Annotated in this window: 24 protein-coding genes; 12 read left to right on the top strand and 12 right to left on the bottom strand. The window is 68.9% G+C overall.

The genetic code is table 11. The features are described 5' to 3' along the window. Positions 1-59 precede the first annotated feature (59 nt). The 4 genes from AOA12_RS11570 to AOA12_RS11585 all read left to right on the top strand — a co-directional run bounded on the left by AOA12_RS11570 (position 60) and on the right by AOA12_RS11585 (position 2,400). Complete coding sequence (locus tag AOA12_RS11570) at positions 60-1,274, top strand: citrate/2-methylcitrate synthase (protein WP_054682895.1); 1,215 nt, start codon at positions 60-62, stop codon at positions 1,272-1,274. Between the two features lie 112 nt (positions 1,275-1,386). Continuing rightward, the gene (locus tag AOA12_RS11575; protein WP_054682896.1) at positions 1,387-1,710 is read left to right on the top strand and encodes a DUF7882 family protein; all 324 of its coding nucleotides are present in this window, start codon (positions 1,387-1,389) and stop codon (positions 1,708-1,710) included. 1 nt (position 1,711) lies between these two features. Continuing rightward, positions 1,712-2,050, top strand: coding sequence for a DUF7882 family protein (locus tag AOA12_RS11580; protein WP_054682899.1), 339 nt, complete (start codon positions 1,712-1,714; stop codon positions 2,048-2,050). A gap of 92 nt (positions 2,051-2,142) precedes the next feature. Then, positions 2,143-2,400 carry a DUF7218 family protein gene (locus AOA12_RS11585; RefSeq protein WP_054682900.1) on the top strand — a complete coding sequence of 86 codons (258 nt, stop codon included), beginning with the start codon at positions 2,143-2,145 and terminating at the stop codon, positions 2,398-2,400. Positions 2,401-2,456: 56 nt separating this feature from the next. Here the strand turns inward: AOA12_RS11585 and AOA12_RS11590 are convergent, their stop codons facing one another. From AOA12_RS11590 to AOA12_RS11600, 3 genes are all read right to left on the bottom strand, one after another. Beyond that, entirely contained in the window at positions 2,457-2,939 is a 483-nt protein-coding gene (locus tag AOA12_RS11590; RefSeq protein WP_054682902.1) for an FHA domain-containing protein, read from the bottom strand. Between the two features lie 34 nt (positions 2,940-2,973). Continuing rightward, on the bottom strand, positions 2,974-3,855 hold the full coding sequence (locus tag AOA12_RS11595; protein WP_054682904.1) for an SDR family oxidoreductase: 882 nt from the start codon (positions 3,853-3,855) through the stop codon (positions 2,974-2,976). A 99-nt stretch (positions 3,856-3,954) separates the two neighbouring features. Further along, a complete protein-coding gene (locus tag AOA12_RS11600) occupies positions 3,955-5,013 on the bottom strand; it encodes a helix-turn-helix transcriptional regulator (protein ID WP_054682905.1) in 1,059 nt (352 codons plus the stop codon). Positions 5,014-5,120: 107 nt separating this feature from the next. Here AOA12_RS11600 and AOA12_RS11605 point away from each other — a divergent pair, with 107 nt between their 5' ends. Next, positions 5,121-6,263 carry an epoxide hydrolase family protein gene (locus AOA12_RS11605; RefSeq protein WP_054682907.1) on the top strand — a complete coding sequence of 381 codons (1,143 nt, stop codon included), beginning with the start codon at positions 5,121-5,123 and terminating at the stop codon, positions 6,261-6,263. Positions 6,264-6,291: 28 nt separating this feature from the next. Here AOA12_RS11605 and AOA12_RS11610 read toward each other — a convergent pair whose 3' ends face one another. The 4 genes from AOA12_RS11610 to AOA12_RS11625 form a co-directional block, all read right to left on the bottom strand. Continuing rightward, a complete protein-coding gene (locus AOA12_RS11610) occupies positions 6,292-7,362 on the bottom strand; it encodes a hypothetical protein (protein WP_156366481.1) in 1,071 nt (356 codons plus the stop codon). 262 nt (positions 7,363-7,624) lie between these two features. After that, positions 7,625-8,200 carry a dihydrofolate reductase family protein gene (locus AOA12_RS11615; RefSeq protein ID WP_054682911.1) on the bottom strand — a complete coding sequence of 192 codons (576 nt, stop codon included), beginning with the start codon at positions 8,198-8,200 and terminating at the stop codon, positions 7,625-7,627. After that, positions 8,197-8,571: a VOC family protein gene (locus tag AOA12_RS11620; RefSeq protein WP_054682914.1), complete on the bottom strand. Its 375-nt coding sequence runs from the start codon at positions 8,569-8,571 to the stop codon at positions 8,197-8,199. Before AOA12_RS11620 ends, AOA12_RS11615 begins: the two co-directional genes overlap by 4 nt. Continuing rightward, entirely contained in the window at positions 8,571-9,266 is a 696-nt protein-coding gene (locus AOA12_RS11625; protein WP_054682916.1) for a dihydrofolate reductase family protein, read from the bottom strand. The genes AOA12_RS11620 and AOA12_RS11625 overlap by 1 nt, the downstream gene beginning before the upstream one ends. A 75-nt stretch (positions 9,267-9,341) precedes the next feature. Here AOA12_RS11625 and AOA12_RS11630 point away from each other — a divergent pair, with 75 nt between their 5' ends. Beyond that, positions 9,342-9,833, top strand: a complete 492-nt coding sequence (locus AOA12_RS11630; protein ID WP_054682918.1) for a winged helix-turn-helix transcriptional regulator — start codon at positions 9,342-9,344, stop codon at positions 9,831-9,833. Between the two features lie 470 nt (positions 9,834-10,303). On the opposite strand, the gene AOA12_RS22630 is transcribed toward AOA12_RS11630, so the two are convergent. Together AOA12_RS22630 and AOA12_RS11635 are read right to left on the bottom strand one after the other, a co-directional pair. Continuing rightward, complete coding sequence (locus AOA12_RS22630; RefSeq protein WP_082406189.1) at positions 10,304-10,741, bottom strand: toxin-antitoxin system YwqK family antitoxin; 438 nt, start codon at positions 10,739-10,741, stop codon at positions 10,304-10,306. Between the two features lie 11 nt (positions 10,742-10,752). Continuing rightward, the gene (locus tag AOA12_RS11635; RefSeq protein ID WP_054686989.1) at positions 10,753-11,160 is read right to left on the bottom strand and encodes a VOC family protein; all 408 of its coding nucleotides are present in this window, start codon (positions 11,158-11,160) and stop codon (positions 10,753-10,755) included. A 57-nt stretch (positions 11,161-11,217) separates the two neighbouring features. Between AOA12_RS11635 and AOA12_RS11640 the strand changes: the two genes are divergently transcribed. The 4 genes from AOA12_RS11640 (at position 11,218) to AOA12_RS11660 (ending at position 13,518) form a co-directional block, all read left to right on the top strand. Beyond that, complete coding sequence (locus AOA12_RS11640) at positions 11,218-11,520, top strand: ArsR/SmtB family transcription factor (protein WP_054682919.1); 303 nt, start codon at positions 11,218-11,220, stop codon at positions 11,518-11,520. Next, entirely contained in the window at positions 11,517-12,440 is a 924-nt protein-coding gene (locus tag AOA12_RS23855; protein ID WP_231637070.1) for an SRPBCC domain-containing protein, read from the top strand. Before AOA12_RS11640 ends, AOA12_RS23855 begins: the two co-directional genes overlap by 4 nt. Positions 12,441-12,583: 143 nt before the next feature. Next, positions 12,584-12,994: a hypothetical protein gene (locus AOA12_RS11655; protein WP_156366482.1), complete on the top strand. Its 411-nt coding sequence runs from the start codon at positions 12,584-12,586 to the stop codon at positions 12,992-12,994. Positions 12,995-13,170: 176 nt separating this feature from the next. Further along, positions 13,171-13,518, top strand: coding sequence for a hypothetical protein (locus AOA12_RS11660; protein WP_228176932.1), 348 nt, complete (start codon positions 13,171-13,173; stop codon positions 13,516-13,518). Positions 13,519-13,520: 2 nt separating this feature from the next. Here AOA12_RS11660 and AOA12_RS11665 read toward each other — a convergent pair whose 3' ends face one another. After that, the gene (locus AOA12_RS11665; protein WP_054682923.1) at positions 13,521-13,892 is read right to left on the bottom strand and encodes a hypothetical protein; all 372 of its coding nucleotides are present in this window, start codon (positions 13,890-13,892) and stop codon (positions 13,521-13,523) included. A gap of 196 nt (positions 13,893-14,088) precedes the next feature. On the opposite strand from AOA12_RS11665, the gene AOA12_RS11670 reads away from it, so the two are divergent. Together AOA12_RS11670 and AOA12_RS11675 are read left to right on the top strand one after the other, a co-directional pair. After that, positions 14,089-15,087: a DNA-processing protein DprA gene (locus AOA12_RS11670; protein WP_054682925.1), complete on the top strand. Its 999-nt coding sequence runs from the start codon at positions 14,089-14,091 to the stop codon at positions 15,085-15,087. Positions 15,088-15,153: 66 nt separating this feature from the next. Continuing rightward, a complete protein-coding gene (locus AOA12_RS11675; protein WP_054682927.1) occupies positions 15,154-16,416 on the top strand; it encodes an AlbA family DNA-binding domain-containing protein in 1,263 nt (420 codons plus the stop codon). Positions 16,417-16,475: 59 nt separating this feature from the next. On the opposite strand, the gene AOA12_RS11680 is transcribed toward AOA12_RS11675, so the two are convergent. Then, positions 16,476-19,082: a S8 family peptidase gene (locus AOA12_RS11680; RefSeq protein WP_054682930.1), complete on the bottom strand. Its 2,607-nt coding sequence runs from the start codon at positions 19,080-19,082 to the stop codon at positions 16,476-16,478. Continuing rightward, a complete protein-coding gene (locus tag AOA12_RS11685) occupies positions 19,079-20,035 on the bottom strand; it encodes an AAA family ATPase (RefSeq protein ID WP_054682932.1) in 957 nt (318 codons plus the stop codon). The genes AOA12_RS11680 and AOA12_RS11685 overlap by 4 nt, the downstream gene beginning before the upstream one ends. Between the last annotated feature and the right edge of the window lie 101 nt (positions 20,036-20,136).

The following is a 20,136-nucleotide window of genomic DNA, read 5'->3' on the forward strand; positions in this document are numbered from 1 at the left end:
CGTTCGGGGAACGCCGATCAAGATTGATCTTCGTCAATGGTGTTGACTACCGTGTCCACATGGGCGACCTCATCGGCGCGCGCGAGGCGGCCTCGCGGCTCCGCATCAGCGTGAGCAGCCTCTATGCCTACGTGAGCCGCGGAGCGCTGCGCCGCATCCCGGGTCCCGACGGCCGGAGCAGCCTCTACGACGCGGACGAGGTCGAGGCGCTCGCCACGCGCTCGCGCCCGCGCACCAAGAGGCGGGCGCCCGCCAGCATCGACCTGCTCGTCGCGACGCGCGTCAGCACGGTCGCCGACGGCGTCGTGCGCTACCGCGGCATCGGGCTCACGGACCTCGTCGAGGGGCGGCACTCCTTCGAGGCCGTCGCGGAGCTGCTCTGGGAGGCGACGCCGACCGAGCGGGATGCCGGCTGGGCGCCGGCATCCGCGTTCCGCGGCGTCGCCGAGGCCCACGGCGACGCGATCTCGATCGTCCCGCACCTGATGGATGCGGTCGTGCGCACGCGGCCGGATGCCAGGCCGGAGTCGTCCGCTCGCCCGCTGTCGGTCGACTGGAGCGCGGCGGGCCGCGCGGCGATCGGCGCGATGCTGACGGTCGGGACGGCGGCGACCGCCGCCGGACCTCCCGGCTCCCCTGGCTCCCCCGGCCGCACGACGGTCGCGGCGCGCTACGGCGTCGCGACCGCGCTGTGGCGACGGTGGTCGCCCCTCGTCCCCACGCCGAGCCGCGTGCGCGCGCTGAACACCGCCCTCGTGCTGCTCGCGGAGCACGAGCTCGCCCTCTCGACGATCGCGGTCCGCGTCGCGGCCTCGGCACGCGCGCGGCCGGAGCTGTGCGTGGCCGCGGGCCTGGCGACGCTCGGCGGCGACCTGCACGGCCGCGCGAGCGTCACGCTGCACGAGCGCCTGCGGGCGCCCGGCCTCGCGCCCCGGGACGATCCGCCGCGCGCCGACGACGGCATGCGGGCCGGCTTCGGGCACGTCATCCATCGCACCGATCCGCGCACGTCGATGCTGCTCGACGCCGTATGGCCCCTCGCCACCGCGGCCGACCGGCGGCGCATCGCGGCGCTCGCGCGGGAGGAGGTCGCGGCGGCGAACGTCGACCTCGCCCTCGCGGCCCTCGCCTTCGTCGCGCGGATGCCGCCCGGCGCGACCCTCGCGATCTTCGCGGTCGCGCGCACCGCGGGCTGGATCGCGCACGCCCGGGAGGAGTACGGCGAGCGGCCGCTCCGGTTCCGCGGCCACGCGACCCCGGCCTCGGGGCGCTGAACGCGCACGGCGCACGCCCGGGGGGCTTTCCGAGAGGGTCCGCATCTGGAAGGGTCGGGACTGTCCGTGCGCGACGCGATGCGGCGCGCACTCCGCCTGAATCGAGGATCCGATGGGGAAGTTCATCTATGCCGGTTCGACGAAGGTCGACGTGGAGGACCGCGCGCTCGCGCACCTGCAGGCCGTGATCGGCGCCAAGCTGCGGCGCGGCGAGTCGTTCTACTTCACCTGGCGCGAGGACGTCAGCGTCGGCGGCGGCCGCACGAGCGTGTGGCTGCACCAGGCCGTGCCGCTCGTGTACAAGTTCCACGGGAGCCGTCGCCCGTCGCTGAACCCGGCGTGGCTCGACGCGCTGACCCATACGGCGAACTCGTCCGGCGGGCTGCACGTGGTGCCGGAGCCCGCCGAGACCGCGTCGACGCCCGTCGAGGCGTGACGTGGGCGTGCTCTTCTACGGCGGGCCGCACGGCGCGATCGAGATCGACGATCGCGCGCTCGCGCACCTCAAGCTCGTCGTGACGACCAAGCTGCGGCGTGGCGAGAGCTTCACGCTCTCGTGGGTCCATCCCGACGGCCAGTCCGGCGGGCGCAGCACGATCTGGCTGCATCCGTCGATCCCGCTGCGGTTCCTGTTCGACGATCCCGAGCCCACGCAGATCAACACGGAATGGCTCGAGCAGCTCGCCAGCTCCGCGCACTCGACGGGCGGCATCCAGCTGGTCGCCGAGCACTTCGAGACGACGCCCGACGCCGAGACGGAGTGGCCCGCCCCCTGAGGTCGCCCGATCGCGGGACGACGCGAGATCGCGCGGCACGACCTGCCGGGGCGGACAGGATGCCGGAGCCGGAAGAGAGGAAGGAGAGACGGATGCCACGTTCGAGCATCAAGGACGAGGAGCTGTACGAGCGCCTCCGGGAGTCGGGGGCGTCGGAGGAGAAGGCCGCGCGCATCGCGAACGCAGCCGCGCGCGACGGCCGCTCGGCCGTCGGCCGTCGCGGCGGCGAGGCGCCCGCGTACGAGGAGTGGACCGTCGACGCGCTGCGCGCGCGGGCCCGCGAGCTCGGGCGCTCGGGGTACTCGAGGCTCCGCAAGAGCGAGCTGATCGAGCTGCTGCGCAACGGGTGAGCGCCGCCGGGGCCTGACGAGGCCGCCGGCGGGGCGGGGGCGGGCGCTCGGTGCGCTCACCCGCGCCCCGTGTAGTCGGGACGCGGCGGCTGGAGGGGCTGGTCCGACAGCTCGCCGCCCTCGCGGCCGCCGTACGGACGGCCGTGGTCGGCGAACTCCTCGCGCGTGAACACGAGCCGCCACGGCCCGGCCGTGAACTGGGCGCCCGTGCGCAGCGTCTCGCTGCGGTCGCCGGGATGGGTCGCGGCGGCGTCGGGGTTGGCGTTCATCTCGCCCTCGCCGTGCAGCGTCAGCACGTACTCGTCCCGCTCGTCGTGGACGATCGTCGCGTGCACCGAGTCGGTGCCGGGCAGCTGCAGCGCGCACTCCGTCGACGAGCCGATGAGCAGCCTGTCCTCGTGCAGCTCGTGCACGAGCCGCTCCTGCTCCGACGAGATGAGCAGCCGCGGGTGGCCGGCGCCCCAGGCCGCGTGGGTCGTGGTCGGCTCGGCGCCGTCGGCCGGGGTCTCTCGCCGATCGGTCTCTCCCTGATCGTTCATCGTCCTCTCCTCCTTCTTCACGGGTGTCGCTTCTTCACAGGTGTCGCCCGCCGGTGACGGCGAGGATGGCGCCGGAGACGTACGAGGCGTCCTCCGAGGCGAGGTACACGTACGCCCCGGCGAGCTCGGCGGGCTGCCCGGCGCGCCCGAGGGGCGTGTCCTGGCCGAACTCCGGCAGCTTCTCGGGCCAGCCCGTGGCCGGGATCAGCGGCGTCCACACGGGACCCGGCGCGACGCCGTTCACGCGGATGCCGGCGGGGCCCTGCTGCTCGGCGAGCGCCTGGACGAACGCGACGAGCGCCGCCTTGGTCATCGCGTAGTCGAGCAGCGCCGGCGACGGGGAGGACGCCTGGATCGACGTCGTGACGATCACCGACGCGCCCGGCGGCAGGATCGGGAGCGCCTCGCGGACCATCCAGAAGGGGGCGTACAGGTTCGTGCGCATGACCCGGTCGAACTCCGCGGTCGAGAAGGCGGCGTCGTCGGCGCGCCGGCGCTGGTAGGCCGCGTTGAGCACGAGCAGATCGAGCCCGCCGAGCTGCTGCGCGGCGTGCTGCACGACGGCGGCCGACGCCTGCTCGTCGCGGATGTCGGCGGGGAGGAGCACGGCATCCCGGCCCTCGGCCTCGATCAGCTGGCCCGTCTCCTCGGCGTCGGCGGCCTCCTCGGGCAGGTAGTTGATCGCGACGTCGGCCCCCTCACGGGCGTACGCGACGGCGACGGCGCGCCCGATGCCGGAGTCGCCGCCGGTGATGAGCGCGCGTCTCCCCGTCAGCCGCCCCGCACCCCGGTAGGAGTACTCGCCGTGGTCGGGGCGGGGCGTCGTCTCCGCGGTCAGACCGGGCTGGCTGCCGTCGTCTCGCGGAAAGCCGCGGGAGCGGTACTTCGTTCGCGGGTCGCGCATCTTCTCCGTCATGCCCGCACGCTAACGAGCGGGGCGCGGGCACGCGAAGGGGGTTGACAATCCCGCGCCCGAGCGCTCACACGACGAGCGGACCGCCCGCCGGGCCGGGGATCAGGCTCCCGGGCTCCGAGCGCCCTCGGTCGGCGGGCTCCCCGACGCCGCCGCGAAGCGCCGCGCGCACGCGCGCAGCAGGTCTACGAGCTCGGGCGAGTCGAGCACCTCGAACGGCCAGGTCAGCCAGACCAGGCACGACGCGAGCACCTCGACGCGCACGTCCGCGATCGGCCACTCCGTGGCCTCGGCGCCGTCGGCGGTGCGCACGGCGCGAAACCCCTCGGCGTAGCCCCGCATGTGCTCCTCCACCTCGGCCAGCGGCGCGTGGATGAGGATCGTCGCGGCGTGCACGCGCTGCAGGCGGTCGATGCGGTCGGCGACGTAGGCGGCGGCGTCGCCGCCCGGCACGGGGCGGCCGGCGAAGCGCACGCCCGTCGGCTCGGGGCGGCGGATGCGGTCGACCCGGAAGGTGCGCCAGTCGTCGCGGTCGAGGTCCCACGCCAGCAGGTACCAGCGCCGGCCGTGCGCGACGAGCCGCGCCGGCTCGACCCTGCGGCCCTCGTCGTGCGCGGGGGCGCCGTGCCCCGTGCGGTCCGCGTCGGGATCGGCGGGCGCGGTCGCGGCGGAGTAGCGCAGACGCAGCCGCTCCCGGTCGCGACAAGCCATCGCGAGCACCGCGACGACACCGGGGTCGACCGGCTCCGACGGCGTGACGGTGAACGACGCCGCGGAACGGATCGCGCGGGCGCGCGTGGCGGCGGCCGAGGGCAGCACGGTCTCGAACTTGGCGAGCGCGTTCTGGGCGAGCTCGCTGTCGCCGATCGCCCCCGATCGGGCCGCCTGCGCGAGCGCCGTGGAGATGAGCACCGCCTCGTCGCCGGTGAAGACGAGCGGCGGGAGCGCCCCGTCGGCGCGCAGCCGGTAGCCGCCATGGCGGCCGCGGACGGCGCCGACCCGGTAGCCGAGCGTGCGGAGCCGCTCGATGTCGCGGCGCAGGGTGCGTTCGGCGACGCCGAGCCGATCGGCCAGCTCGGCGCCCGGCCAGAACCGGCGCGCGGTCATCAGCTCGAGCAGTCGCAGCGTGCGCGCGGTCGGATCGGCCTCGGCATCCTCCATCCCTCCACTATCTCGAATATCAGGACAGGATTCGACCTGATATCGCGCCATCCTTGTGCCAGAAGCTCCCGCCGGGCCCGCGAAGCCCCTGAACGAAGGAACAGACCATGCAGATCCAGCCTTTCGTCGTCGACGTTCCGGCGCACGACGTCGACGATCTCCTGACCCGTCTCGCGGCGACGCGGTGGCCGAACGTCGCCGACGCCGACGCCGACGAGAGGGGCGTGAGCCTGACCTGGCTGCGCCGTGCGGCGGAGCACTGGCGCACCGCCTTCGACTGGCGCGCGGCCGAGGCGGCCCTCAACCGCCTGCCGCAGTTCACCGCCGACGTCGACGGCGTGCCGCTCCACTTCGTGCACGCCCGCGCGGGCGGCGCCGGCCTGCCCGTGCTGCTCGTGCACGGCTGGCCCGACTCGTTCCTGCGCTACCGGGACGTCGTGCCGCTGCTCGTCGCGGCCGGGCACGACGTGATCGTGCCCTCGCTGCCGGGCTTCGCGTTCAGCGGGCAGCCCGAGGGACCGCTGCGGCTCGCCGGCGCAGCCGAGCAGCTGCACGCGCTCGTCACGGGCCTCGGCCATGAGCGGTACGCCGTCTCGGGCGGCGACTGGGGCGCAGGCATCGCCGACCACCTCGCGACGACGCATCCCGGCTCCGTCGCGGCGCTGCACCTGACCGACGTGCCGTTCACGCGGTCGTTCCAGGTCGACCGTTCGGCGCTCTCCGCGGCGGAGCAGACGTACTTCGCCGAGACCGACGCCTGGTTCGAGGGCGCGGCGTACTTCGGCATCCAGGCCGCCGAGCCGACCGCGCTCGCGACGGGCCTCAGCGACTCGCCCGTCGCGCTGCTCGCATGGCTCGGCGGGAAGATCCGCGCGTGGAGCGACGCCGAGCCCGACCTCACGGCGCTCCTCACCGAGGTGAGCGTGCACTGGTTCGCCAACGACGCGCGCTCCGCGCTGGGCCTGTACGCGGAGGCGATCGACCCCACCGCGTGGAGCGACGACGAGAGCGGCTGGGGCGGCGACGACGCGGCCGAGGTCGCCGGTGACCGGGGCGCCCCGGCCCCGCGCATCCCCACCGGCCTGACGCTCTTCCCGAAGGACTTCGTGACGGCGCCGCGCGAGCACGCCGAGCGCTTCTACGACGTGCGGCGCTTCACGGTCGCGCCGTCCGGCGGCCACTTCGGCGCGACAGAGGCGCCCGCCTTCTTCGCCGAGGAGGTGATCGCCCTGCTGACGGGGCTCTCCTGAGGCTCGGGCGGGCGCCGCGCCCTCCCCCTCAGCAGTGGAAGGTGACGGTGACCGATCCGGGTGCGCCGTAGGGGCCGCCGCTCGCGGTCGCCCCGGCGGGCACCAGGTTGCCGCCGCCTCCCCCGCCGCCGCTGATGCGGAACGTCCAGAGCGGGTCGTTGCGGCGGGTGAACGAGGATCCGCCGCCGCCACCGCCGTAGCCCCCTCCTCCACCGCCGCCGGAGTTTCCGCTGTCGTTCCACCAGCCGCCGACCGACCCGGCGTTCGCGCCGGTGCCGCCGTTGTTGCCGCTCGCGCCTCCGCCGTTGACCCTGGCGTCCGTGACGCCCCATCCGGTGCCCGACCCGGAGGTCGCGACGCCGCCCGTTCCGACCCCGCCCTGCTTGCCCCCGCCGGCGGTGCCGTAGATCGCCCCGAAGATGCCCGAGGTGAGGAGCTCGTACAGGTGTCCGTCCACGCCGACGGCGCCCGCGTTCGACGTCCCGGCGCCGTTGCCCGTGCCCGCGGTGAGATCGGTGATGAACCACGGCTGCAGCCGGCCGGCGCCACCGGCGCCGCCGGCCACGACGAGGACGATGCCGTTGACGAGCAGCGCCGACGCGCCGCCTCCTCCGCTGCCGCGCTGGCCGTCGGTCTTGCCGGACACGAGCGTGCCGCTGTTGCCGCCCTTGCCGTAGGAGCTGTCCCCTCCGGTGCCGGCGGCCAGGCCCATGCCGCCCGCCTGCAGCGCGAGCACGTCCCCGGGCTTGATGACCGCGGTCGGCCCGACGTCGAGGGTGCCCTTGACGCGTCCCGGCAGGTACATGCCCGCCGGCGCGCCGCCCCCGCTGTCGGAGCCGCCGCCGACGAGCTCGAACGTCATCTTGGTGAACCCCGCCGGCACGACCAGGCCCGTCAGGTCGCTCTTCGTCGACTTCGGCACGGCCGCGCCGAGCGCCGGTGTCGCGTGCGACACCGGCGTCGCGGTGCATGTCGTCGCGGCCGCCCGCGGCACGCCGATCGTCATGGCGAGCGCGGGCATCGCCCACGCGGCGCTCTGCAGCACCGTGCGTCGCTCCACGCGACCCGGTGCCGCGCCGCTCATCTCCCTCTTGGTCATTCCCCCCTGCTTCCCCCGGCCGTAGCCAGACGTCCCCCCGATCAGGGATGAACCCGATCACGCTGATACTGAGGGGAGTATATACGCATACCGGGGGGTGTATGCGCCGATACGGCCGGGAGTATCCGCGGCCGGACGTCATCCGGGGAGGTCGCGCGTTCCCGAGGAGATCGCGCGTTCCCGAGGAGGATGCCGCGCAGAACGCTCCTCGGGAAGGATCCCGACCCTCGCGAACGACGCGCGGGCAGGCGGCACGCCGGCGTCAGGACACCGGCCGGTAGCGAACCCTCACGGTGGAGGCCGGGTCGCCCGACAGTGGACTGAGTCGAACCGGTCTGCCCCCGGGCATGCTGTAGAGCCGGATGCCGTCGCCGAGAAGGACAGGGGCGATGTGCAAGTCGATCTCGTCGATCAGGCCGAGTTCGAGGAGCTGGGCGCCGATGCTCGGAGAGAACACCATGACGTCCTTCCCTCCGGCGGCGGCCAGCGCCAACTGAACGACGTCGGACGGATCGCGATGCAGGAAGGTCACGTTCTCCGCGGGTTCGGCGTCTTCTGGATGGTGCGTGAGGACGAAGATCGGCCCCTGCCAGGCACCGCCCCAGGGGCTGTGTCCCACCGGCGAGTCCCACCCGTCGCGTCCGGCGATGATCGCGCCGGTGCCTTCGATGTAGCCCTCGATGACACCGGGCTCCGTGCGGTATCCACCGGTTCCCATCCAGTCCACACTGTGCTGCGGCCCGGCGACGAACCCGTCCAGAGACGTCATGAAGCCCCACAGCACGCGTCCGTGACCCTGCTGCGGCTGTTCCGTCGCTTCCGGCGTCTGTCCGCTCATGAGATCTCGCCCTTCGTTGCGTCGTCCTGCGGTGGCGCGGCGGCCAGGGAGATGCTGTTCCCGTCGGGGTCGACGATGGTGACGTGCTGCACGCCGTTGCCGTAGGTCTCGACGGGCTGGTGCACCATCCCCGCCGAACGCCATCGCGGCAGGTAGGCCTCGAGACGGGGGACACCCAGGGTCATGAGTCCGCCTCCGGCCCGCTTCTCGTCGGGGGCGACGAAGAGCCAGGTCGCCGCAGCAACGTGCCACATGGCCTCCTCGCCGACGACCTCATCGGGGGATCGCCCGAAGAACACCGAGTACCAGTCGATCGCCGCAGAGAGATCGCGCACCGGAAGCCCCGCGAAGACCTGTGTCTCGATATCCATCAGAGCGTGTCCCCAGCGGGCCGCCACGGAGACGTGCGGGGAGGCTCGGCGGCCCTTCGGGTGAAGGTCATGTGCACTGTGCCGCTCTCGGCCACCTCGGTCGTCACCTCGTAGGCGGACTCGAGACCGCGGAGCCCGTCCCAGAGTCGCACGCCGCCGCCGAGCAGGATCGGTGCGACCGCGACGTGGAGCCGATCGATGAGACCGGCTTCGAGGAACTCGCGGACGACGGTGGGCCCGCCCCCGATCCGCACATCGCGACCTTCAGCTGCCTCGGCAGCCAGTCCGAGCACCTCCGCGGGCGTGGCCGAGAGGAAGTGGAACACGTTTCCGCCCTCCAGCGTCAGATCGGGACGCGTCTCATGCGTGAGGACGAAGACGGGGACGTGGAACGGAGGGTTCTCGCCCCAGTATCCGCGCCAGTCCGGGTCGTTCGGGTGCAGGTCGAGGCCGAACATGCCGGCGCCCATGATCTCGGCCCCGATCTCCGCGAAGTACGCGCTCGCGTACTTGTCGTCGATCCCGGTCGTGCCGGCACCGGACGTGTCGCCGAGGACACGCTCGCGGAAGGTCCGCGTCGCCGTATAGGAGTCGACCAGGCGGAACCAATCCTCGCCCAGCGGCTCCTCCCGCGTCGGGTGGGACGGGCTGCCGAAGCCGTCGATCGACAGGTTCAAGTCGGCGTGCACTTTCATCGCGATCTCCCTAGTGCTTGCATATTGCAATTACCATCGTGATGGTTGACTGGTGTTGCGTCAAGGAGGTGACCCATGAGCCCACGATCAGGGTGTGCGATCAACGCCGCCGTCGAGGCGCTCGGCGACCAGTGGTCGTTCCTCGTGCTGCGGGACATGGTCTTCGGTGACCGGCGGTACTTCCGCGAGCTGCTGTCCGGCTCGATCGAGGGCATCGCATCCAACATCCTCGCCGATCGACTGAAGAAGCTCGTCGCCGCCGGCATCCTCACCAAAGAAGACGCCGGCCGCGGGCACCGTTCCCGATACAGCCTGACCGAGGCGGGCATCCAGACCGTCCCGATCCTGTTCGCCCTCGGCAACTGGGGGCTCGACTGGCGCGACGGCACACCAGAGCTGCGAACCCGGCAAGAGCTGATGCGCGCAGAGGGACCGGACTTCGTCGAGGAACTCATGGACGAGCTGCGCGTGCGCCACCTCGGTGCTGGGCCGCGATCCAGCACCAGTCCCGGCCCCCTCGAACGCCTCGACGCCGCCTATCGAGCGGCGGCCGACAGCGAGCACTGAGCCTCCGCCAATGACACAGGGGCCATAGGACAGAACGAGGTGCCGCGCAGATGCAGACAACGACGAGAGGCCCCCGCAAGCGGGGGCCTCTCGTCGTTCGGTGGACGCAATGGAACGCTGCGGGAACAGGCGACCACGGGTCGAGAGGTTGGTTTCCGCGTGGAATCAAGGCATCCGCGAGGGTGCCGAGTCCGAGGACAGGGCCGATGACCCGCTGATCGCGGCGTCGGCGGAACCAAGTAAACGACCTCGAACACGACTCACTGACGAGGAAGTGGACGCTATGCGAACAGCCCGCGCGCAGGGCGTGAGCGTGAACGCGCTGGCGCCCCGGTTCGAGGTTCACCGGGGCACGGTGTGGGCGAAGACGCGCTGACCGACGCGCAGCAGCGCGCGGCGTACAGACACCTTTCGCGGGATGAGAACGAGGCAACGTCGACCCGCTCGGGCTCGCTAACCGCTGGGCACCCTCACTGCTTCGTTCTGTGTTGCTTCACCGCTTTCACGGTTCCGTCGGGGTTGTAGGCAATCCATTCGCCGGACTTGCGGCCGTGATCGTATTCTCCGGCATCGAGCGGGCGGCCCTGGGCGTCCCAACGCTCCCATCGGCCGTGCTTGACATCGCGATCGATATTGCCGCGTTGCAACAGGGCACCGTTGGCGCGATACCAGGTCCAGGTCCCATGCAGCACGCCGTGTTCATAGGGGCCTTCGGAGCGGAGCCTGCCGTCAAGGGAGTAGTGCCGCCAGGTTCCGTGGCGCTCGCTTTCGTCGTAGTTGCCGACCATCACCCCGCCGTGGGGGTCTGGCTCGGTCCACTGGCCGGTCTTCCGGCCCTGGTCATCGAGCGTGTTGGGCGACTCAGGTGCGGCTCCTACGCGCGGCTCGTGAGCTTTGTTCCGTGTCATGACTCTGTGCTTCACGCTGCTGCGGCGGTTCGGTCGTTGAAGACCAACTCCCAGAGGTGCCCGTCGGGATCGCTGACATATGCGGTGTATGCGCCGTCGTGCTCGGCGGCTGGCTGGGCGGAGCCTCCCGCGTCTGCGGCGCGGGCGACAACATCGTCGATCTCCTTCTTGCTGCCCATCGCGCACGAGACGACGACAGCGCCGGGGTGAGCAGTCACCGGGCCTGCGATACCGGCGCGTTCGACATAGGTCGCGTACTCGCTGAGCTCGATCAGAAACAGCGACAGGTTCGGCAGCTCGAAGGCGATCATGTACTCATCGATCCCCGGCGTCTGCAGGCCCAGGCCATCGCGGTAGAAGCGCAACGAGCGCTCCAGATCGGCAACGGGTAGCGAGACGACAACAGTGGCAGGGTTCATGACCACGATCATAACATGCCTTGCTATTCACATGAATGGTCGGCGATACTTGAGCATATGGATGGTTTCGCGGTGATCGCTGAACCGACCCGGCGCGCGATCGTGGATCGCCTCCGGCTCGGTGAGAGCGACGTAGGCGGCCTCGTGGACGAGCTGCGGGTGTCGCAGTCGCTGGTGTCCAAGCACCTGCGGGTGCTGCGGCAGGCGGGTGTGGTGGAGTCGGAGGTCGCGGGCAAGCGCCGGATCTACCGGCTCACTGACCGGCCGCTGCCGGACGTGCTCGCCTGGGTCACGCCCTACATCGAGCGATGGAACACGAGCTTCGACCTACTGGCCGAGGCTCTGGAGGAGGAACGATGACGGACACCCCGCAGGCTCCGCGCGATGAGGTGATCGCAGAGCAGGTCCACGCGCCGATCGAGGTGGATCTGGAGCTGGAGGAGGATCGATGGACGATCGTGATGCGCCGACGGTTCCCGCACGCCCCGCAGAAGCTGTGGGCGATGCTCACCGAGCCTGCACGGCTGGCCCGTTGGTCGCCGATCGTGCCGAACCGTCCTTTGACCGAGCCGGGGCCCGCGAGTTGCCGGGAGAACCCGGGGGATGACCCGATCGATGCCGAGGTTCTTGTCGCTGACGCCCCGCGGCAACTCGTCCACCGCTGGGGACCCGACCTGCTGCGTTGGACGCTCACGCCCGACGGCGACGGCACCGCGCTCGAGCTACGACAAGCGACCGGGGGTCATGGGGCGGCCGTGATGCTTGTTGCCGGATGGCAGGTGTGCCTGGGGCGTCTGGCCGCCGAAGACGGCACCGACCGAGAGCGCCCGACCGGGCAACGCGCGATGTCCTACGGGTGGGAGGAACTGCGCGACAAGTACCGAGACCAGTTCTCCGAGCGGATCGGCACACAGGAAGGCAGCGTGAGCACAGCGTTCCGAGGAGTGTTCCTCACCAGCGCCGATCCTGCGGCGACCGCGCGGTTCTATCGCGACATCGCCGGGTTCCCGCCGGAGCAGGCGGGCGAGGGTGGCTACAACTACTGGCGGCTGGACCGCGATGGCATGCAGCTTGCGATCCATGACGCACAGGCATTCGCGGACCACGCCTACCCGCCCAATCGCGATTCCAACCTCACCCATCTCTACTTCCGCGTAGAGGACCGCGATGCCTTCATCGCCCACCTCCGCGATCTCGATGTGGAACCATTCGCGGTCGATGACGTCGTTGTGACCGTGGTCGACCCGGATGGTCGCAAGGTCATGTTCGGCACCGCCTGAACAGCGCCTACGCTCGACCCCCTCACATATCGTGCTCGGTAGCCCGTAGTCGCAGCTAGGGATCAGTGTCACGAGACTCAGAATCCCAGCCCCGGACGGCCGGAGTAGGGATCGCTTCGAGTGGCATCCGGCGCAGATTGCGTGTGCAGTCGCCGCGCTCGCTCAGCGGCGAGTTGCCTGGTCTGTTCTGCTGCTGTGCGCTTGGTCTCGATATGTGCGGCGGCTTCTCCGGGTGTGAGCGCGCGGAGTTCTCCGACTTCCCTGCGAGCCTCCCCGCCGGAGCACGCCCCGACGCCGTCCACTACCGGATCCGCTACGACCACGTCGGCAACAACGGGAAGATCAGCTTCCGCCGAGCCGCCCGCATGCACCACCTCGGCATCGGCGTCGCCCACCGCGGCACACTCGTCCTGCTCATCGCCGACGACAACACCGTCACCATCGTCCACCAACGCACCGGCGAAATCCTCGCCACCAACCAGATCGACCCCGAGAAGACCTACTGGCGCAACACACAGAAAGAGCCCGGCCGATGGCCGGGCTCTCCCACTTGATGTCTCCTATGTCGCAACTCATCACAACGGTGGACCTCCGTAGAGAGTTTGAGAACCCCTGCCCACACCTGAAAACCTTGTCTTTGCGCAGGTCACGGGGATTCTACGACCACGACCAGCGCTCCTCTGAGCCTACCGTTTCCGACTCAAGGGGGCGAGTGGTGCGATCACTTGGGATGGCTCAAACCCTCCTTCGCCCGGAGCAGGTCGACGATCTGGTAGCGCAGTACCGCGAGGGCGCAACGCTCGTGGAGCTGGCATCCGTGTTCGGCGTGAACCGCCGCACGGTCGCCACCCACCTCACCCGGCGAGAGGTGACGATCCGCCGTGGACGGTTCGATCCCTCCCGCATCCACGAAGCAGCCGACCTCTACCTCAGCGGGTTGACGCTGGTAGAGGTCGGCATCAAGGTCGGGGCGGGGCCTCAGGCTGTCCGGCGAGCGCTCGCTTCCCACGGCGTCGTGATCCGGCCTGGCGGGCGCTGTGGTTCTCGCATCACGGCATCCACTGCCGTGGGCGGTTGAGCCTAGACACGAAGAGCTGGCTCACGCAGGCTCGCTTCGACGCGCGAGTCGTGGCGCTGGTGACGACGGACCGCAGCCTCGCGCAGGCGCGCGCGGATAAGCAGAGCGACGCTCACGGGTCCCATGATGATGAACTTGAGTGCGTTCCAGCATGCCCAGAGGACAATCAGGTGGAGCCAGCCTGGGCCGCCGTCGGCTGCCGCGCCAGAGCAGATGCTGCCGATCAGGATGTACGGAAGCGCGACCAGCATCGCTGGTATCCCCCACTTGAGTCCGCGGCGGGTGCGGATGGCAGCGAGCAGTCGGTTGCTCGGCATGTAGCGGTGCAGATAGTCGCGGGTGTGAACGCTGAGCGTCCAGATAAGGCGGAACATGACGGGCCTCTCGTCACACGTGTTACTCCGTCGAGGAGGCAGAACGTGTGTGAGTGCCCGAAGGCCGTCCCGGAGGACCCGCAATATGAGGAGAACCTGCCTCACCATCCACTGTACGCCGGGGTCGCCGTTCACGGAACCCTCCGACTCCCGCGTCGCCGCGCGCACCTCTCTGTAGGAGTGAGAGGAGCCGGCGATGACGATCTTGAGCCAGATAGTCCAGGACGAGCGCACAGCACGGATGGTGCTGTCGATGCTCGTCGAACCGGACGATGCCGTCACCGGTCGCCTCCTGGGCGAGCTCGGTGCACAGGAGCTGTTTCGGATCGCCGAGGGTGATGACGCGGTGCCGGGGCTCAGCACCGTTGACGCTCAAGTGTGGCGCGCCCAGTTCCAGCGCCCAGACACTCGGACACTTGAAGAGAACCTCGTCGAAGCCGAGCGCGCCGGTACCGGCACGCTGATTCCCGGAGAGAAAGACTGGCCTTCCGCGCTCGACGATCTTGGCGACCGGCGGCCGTACGTCCTCTGGACTCGTGGCATGACCTCGTTTCTCGCGCGACCGCTCAACGATCTCGTCACGATCACCGGCGCGAGGGCCTCGACATCCTACGGCGAGCAGGTGGCCGGGCAGCTTGCCTCCGACCTCGCCTGCGCTGAGCGGATCATCGTGGCCGGAGGTGCCTACGGCATCGAAGGTGCTGCCCATCGCGCGGCGCTCGCGGCCGGTGGCGATACCATCGCAGTCCTTGCGAACGGAGTTGATCGCGCGTATCCGGCGGGCCACAGCGAGCTGCTCGGTCGTGTCGCTGATGACGGTCTGCTGGTCAGCGAAGTCGCACCCGGCGCAACGCCGACCCGCCATCGGTTCATCGCCCGTGCACGGTTGATGGCCGCACTGTCCACAGCAACGGTCGTGGTTGAGGCCGGCGCGCGATCGGGATCGATGAAGGTCGCGCAGGAAGCGCACCAACTCGGTCGCTCCCTCGGTGCCGTCCCCGGCCCCGTCACCAGCGCGACGAGTGTCGGGCCGCACCGGCTTCTGCACAGTGGGGAGGCCCGGTTGGTGGCCGGCTCGACCGACCTCGAACAGATGATCAGGCAGCCGGTAGGCAGCAGGGGTTCCGTTGCGGCGGTGCGAAGCCGACCTGCTCCCAGCGCCTCGCGTGATGCGCGAAGCGTCGTTGAGATGTGACAGCAAAGCTCTAAACCTGGGCTGCTCCCTCCCCGCGTTGTCGGTGGCCATCCCTACGCTTGTCATATGAGCTTCACTGCCCTCCACCGCGTTCTCGGTCGCGGCCCCGGTCCGTTGACGGACGAACTGCTCGATTCGGCTGTCGCGGCTGGTGCGACGGAGTCCGACGACCTGGACTGGAAGTCGGAGCTTCCACCTCAGAAGGGATTGCCGCAGACCGACTTCCCGAAAGACGTTGCGGCCATGGCGAACAGTGGGGGTGGCGTCATCGTCTTCGGCGTGCACGAGTCACAGAAGGCGGCGACCGGGCGTACCGACGTTGGCGACTTTGACGAGGGGTACGAGCGCTCCCTTCGCAGCGCGGCGATCACCGCGATCACGCCGCCTGTGTTCGGCCTGAACGTGTTTCGGCTGGGCTCGGCGGAAGGCGAGCGTGCCGTCATCGTTGAGGTGCCAGCCAGCGTCGATGGTCCGCATCTGATCTATAGGGGCGACTACTTCGGTGCACCCGTTCGGAACGATGCGGACACGGTGTGGATGAAGGAGCGTCAGATCGAGGCGATGTACCGTGCGCGCTTCGACGAGCGCCGCCACGCCACCGAAGTTCTGGACACGTTGTATGCGGAAGCAGCAGCCGGGCGAGATTCAGAGACGCGCGCCTGGCTGGTAGCAGTTGCCCACCCACGCCTCCCACGCGTCGGAAGTCGGCTCACGCGCGATGAAGCCCGTGAGATCCTCGCAAAGGCTGAGAGCCTTGCGCTCTTTTACGCGGGCCGCGGTGGCATTCACCCACTGGAGAGCGTCGACCGTCACAACCCGCGACCAGGCCTTCGTCGATGGGTGGCCGTGAACAGTGCGGCAGGTGAAGGCTCGGCGTGGAAGGAGGCCTGGGCGAGCATTCACCACGATGGATCAGTCACGATCGCAGCGGCCGTTGGGGGCCACCGCATGAGCAGCGACGGCTACTTCGATGGCTGGCAGGTCCAGTCCGCAGCCATCGAATGCGCGATGGCGGACCTCATGGCGCTGGTGCGCAAGACAGCGGAAGCGACAGGCGGCGGTGAGTACGACATCCGCGTCGGGATCGACTTCACTGGCGATCATCCGCTGACCATCTCAACGATCGACAACTTCGGCTATCACTACGACGGAGCCTCAGTCCCACTTCACCTGTACACGCCAGTCGAGTTCACGGTTAACGCGTCCGAGGCAGACTTGGACTTCTACTGGCACGTCCATGACCTCGCCCAGGACTGCGTGAACCAAGGCGGCATCTCGAACGTGCTGATGATCCAGCCGCCTGACCGCGATGCGCAGGAGACTGCTTGACGCGCACTGCCCTGTGGCCAGCACCAGTGGTCGAGCCAGACGGTGGTAGAAAACGGGGTCTACGGTCGAATGCGGCCCTGGACGCGCGCGCGTGCGCGTAGCCTGTCACGGACCTCTTCATGGATGGTGTTGGAGGTCTGCTCCGCGGTCTCGGCGGAGACAACCAGCGCATATCGGATCGTGTTGCCTGCACGGAGTCGCTGGGCGTCGTCCATGCACTCGACATGAATCGGGAAGCTGTCTCCATCAACGAAAGACATGGCGCGAGAGCCCTGCACAATCTCGTGCTGAAGGCTTCCCCTCCGAACCGCGTTGTGCTCTGCATCGGAACGCTCGCCGCCTGCGAGGCTCGTGTCGGGTGTACTGAAGTAGACCTTCGCGCTGCGGTACCGAGTGAGCTGGCCGACCGTCGGAGCCATGAATGCCAGCGTGATGGTGAAGCGGTGCCATTCCGCTTTCGCTCGAAGCGAGGGAGGCAGTGGGAATCCGTAAGTATGGCGCTCGTTCCGTGCGATTTGACCGCCCGCGACGAGGACGGCTCGGTTGGACGCGGCTTCGCCGAGTCTGCTGAGGTCGAGGCGACCGTAGCCGAGCAGAGCCGTCAACTGCCGCCGAGCATCCTGGCCATTGAGACCAAGATCGTTGCGCAGGCTGTTCTCCCAAGCGCCCCAACTGCTTGCATGGGCAAGGAGAGCGCGCACGAGCAGCGGGTGGTATTGCGGATCAGGAAGCGGTGCGTCTTCGGGATCGCGGTTATCAGACTCAAGGAGGTCAAACAGCCTGCTGGCTTCACGGGTGACGAGCGCCGTCGCGTTACTGGTGCCGTTCGTGAACACCGTGCTGTTGGTAGCACCCCCGCGTCCCGGAGCGGCCACCTGCAAGCCGGGTCCCGTCGCGGCGGTGCGAGCCAGGCCGACGGCAACGTCAGTCTGACCGGGCAGCACGATGGGGCGCGTGTAGAGGGCGCGGCCTCCGGAGTGATGAAGGTCCGGCTTGACCGACCGATCGACACCGGGCCCAACCGACCCGTAGTGTGCAGGAGCGTCCGGGTTGGTGATATCCCACACCGTATCTGGAACTGCGATCTCGCCGAGGCCGTCTGAGTGCGTGGCACCGACGGTGAGGGCGTTCAGTGCATCGCCAGGCGGAAGGATGCCGCGTAGCAGCGCCGTCTCGAAGCCGACCCGCATTGCAGCCAGGCGAGCGGCGTCAGTGTCGTGCGCGGCATCGGCGGGGATCGTGAACTCGTCGGTGTGGTTACCCGCACTGACGACGAACAGCAGATTGTACGAGTGGGCGAGCCAGTCCAGCAGGCGCCCAACGGGGCTCATTCGACGCGTGAGTGCTCGTGTCTGTGCGCCTATGGAGAGGTTCACAACCCGGACGCTCGGCGCTGCGGCAGGCTGGTTCCCCTCGCCCTTCACAATCCGTCTGATCGCACGATGAAGGACGTCGGGGAGCAGACGATTCGGGACTACCTGCTCGTGCCCAGGCATGAACTCATGGGGCTGCAGGATCGGGCGCACGTAGAGAGGACGATCAAGCGCGGGACCGCCATCAGTGAGGTCGCCGTGAATGATGAGTGACGCCATGGCGGTTCCGTGGTGGCGAGCCGCGACGGGGTAGTTCTCACCAAGCCCATCAGGGTCATCGATCGAGAGCCGGCCTTGGAGCGTGTCGTGGTTGGTGAACGGCAGCCCGTCGAGCAGCGCGATCCGAGGCTTGCCTTCGACTCTGTCGCTGCGAGCAAGGTTGGTTTGAGTAACTGGCTCAAGAGTCCCTGGTGCAACGCTCATCGGGGTGAAGGGGCTGACGAACATGACGTCATCAGTCGTGAGAAGCCGAATGGCCGAAGCTCCGTTGGTCAACACGGACTGGACCTGCTGGATCGGGAGTTCAGCCAGGAGCGCGTGGTACTCGATCTCTCCGATCTGCGAGCGATCCAAGACTCGACCGGCGCTGGAAGTGATGACTTCCTCGACGTGCGCCTCGGCAGCCGCACGCTGGGCGGCATCACGCCTGTGCCAGAGCTCGACTTCGACGAGGACGGTGCTGACTGACTGACCGACCATGCTGAGAGTCTCTTCCCAGCGCTCTCGTAGACCAGTCTCACGGATGCGGTCCTCAGCGCCCCACCGACGTATCGCTGTCAGTTGCTGGAAGGCCGTCTTGAACTTGCCTAGCCCGTGCTCGAACGACGCGGACGGGTCGGCCTGCCATTGAGCGAAGAGCCGGAGTAGTTCGTCGATCGCCTTGGTGTTGGACATGACCAAGTACAGCGAGTGCGTGACGCGCTTGTCTGTCCGTCCAGCTTCACGCTCCGTCATGTGGAAATCGTCGTCGGGGTCAGATTGATCCCCGAGAAGCTCCGACAGAAACTCCAGGCCATCGATCCGGTTGATTGCGTTGCGGAAGTCCTTGACGCTTCCCGCCAGATCAAATACGACCACGAGTGCGGGGTCAATCTCCTCTGGGGTGTCGGCGCTCAGACGGGCACGTTCGGCTTCGAAAGCTGCGGCCAAGTCCTTGAACTGAGGAGTCAGTCGTTCACCTTGTCGCCCAGCGCCCGGCTTTGCCAGACGTGGAAGATCACGCGGCGTCTGGGTTGGCCGCGCCACAACCTCCGCCGGCCCGAACGCAAGGAGCGGTTTGCGCTCAACCGTCACCCTGCCGCCTGACCTCGGCGGTGTTCAAGCCGTTCTAGCACTATCCGGCGGATGTTGTCATCCGGGAGTTCCAGCACCGCGCGGCGGCGCACATCAAGTGCGAACTCTTCCAACTCGGCGAAGCTCGCCCCGGCCAACTTGTCGGCGAGGGTACGAGGAGCGAAACCGAGGTCGCCTCCGAGGCGTTCAGCAAGACGTTCGAGGAATCTCGTCGCCTGTGCGCGGCTAGGAGGTCCCAACTCCGTCCGAATCTGGAACCGTCGCCATGCCGCCCGATCCAGCAGCTCGCCGTGGTTGGTTGCGCCAACGAAGATCACGTGGGGTGGCAGTCTGTCGATTTGGAGCAGCAGTGTCGAAACCACCCGCTTGATCTCGCCGGTCTCGTGCTCGTCTGCTCGTTCCTTGGCGATGGTGTCCAGTTCGTCGAAGAACAACACGCAACGGCGGGTCCGCGCGAACTCAAACGCGTTGTCCAGCCGTGCGGCCGTTTCGCCGAGGAAACTCGACATGACTCCCTCGTAGCGGATCACGTAGAAGGGAAGCATCAGTTCTGCCGCGATCGCTTCCGCCACGCTCGTCTTGCCGTTTCCAGGCGGGCCAGACAGCAGAAGTCGGTTGCGCGGCTCAATACCGTAACTACGCAGAAGCTCGGCGCGCTTCTGCTCCTCGATCAGTTCGGTCACGACTCGTTGCGGGACCGGCGCAAGTTCGAGTTCATGCAGCCGACGGTTCGGTACGACCTCATGCACGAGATCGCGGATCGCTGCTGCTCGGTCGTCGCGGACGGGTCCCTGTCCCGTCGTCGTGATGAGTTGCGAGAGCCGATCGGCGAGAAGATGATGCTGGTTGGCGCGTTCTTCGGCGATGACGGACTCAACCAGCACCTTGAAGCGTTCCCGATCGCCGCGGCGTTCGGCCTCGACGAGGTCTAGGAGTAGATCAGCGCGCGCCATCGCCCCGCCTCCTTCAGCCGTGTGTCGTCATGTGGGTTTAAGTCTACTGTCGTGTGGCTCTGAGGCTACTTGGCCGCGCCGACATTCGCGGGTCCGCACCC

Origin of the sequence: Microbacterium sp. No. 7, assembly GCF_001314225.1 — a bacterium.
Lineage (GTDB): Bacteria > Actinomycetota > Actinomycetes > Actinomycetales > Microbacteriaceae > Microbacterium.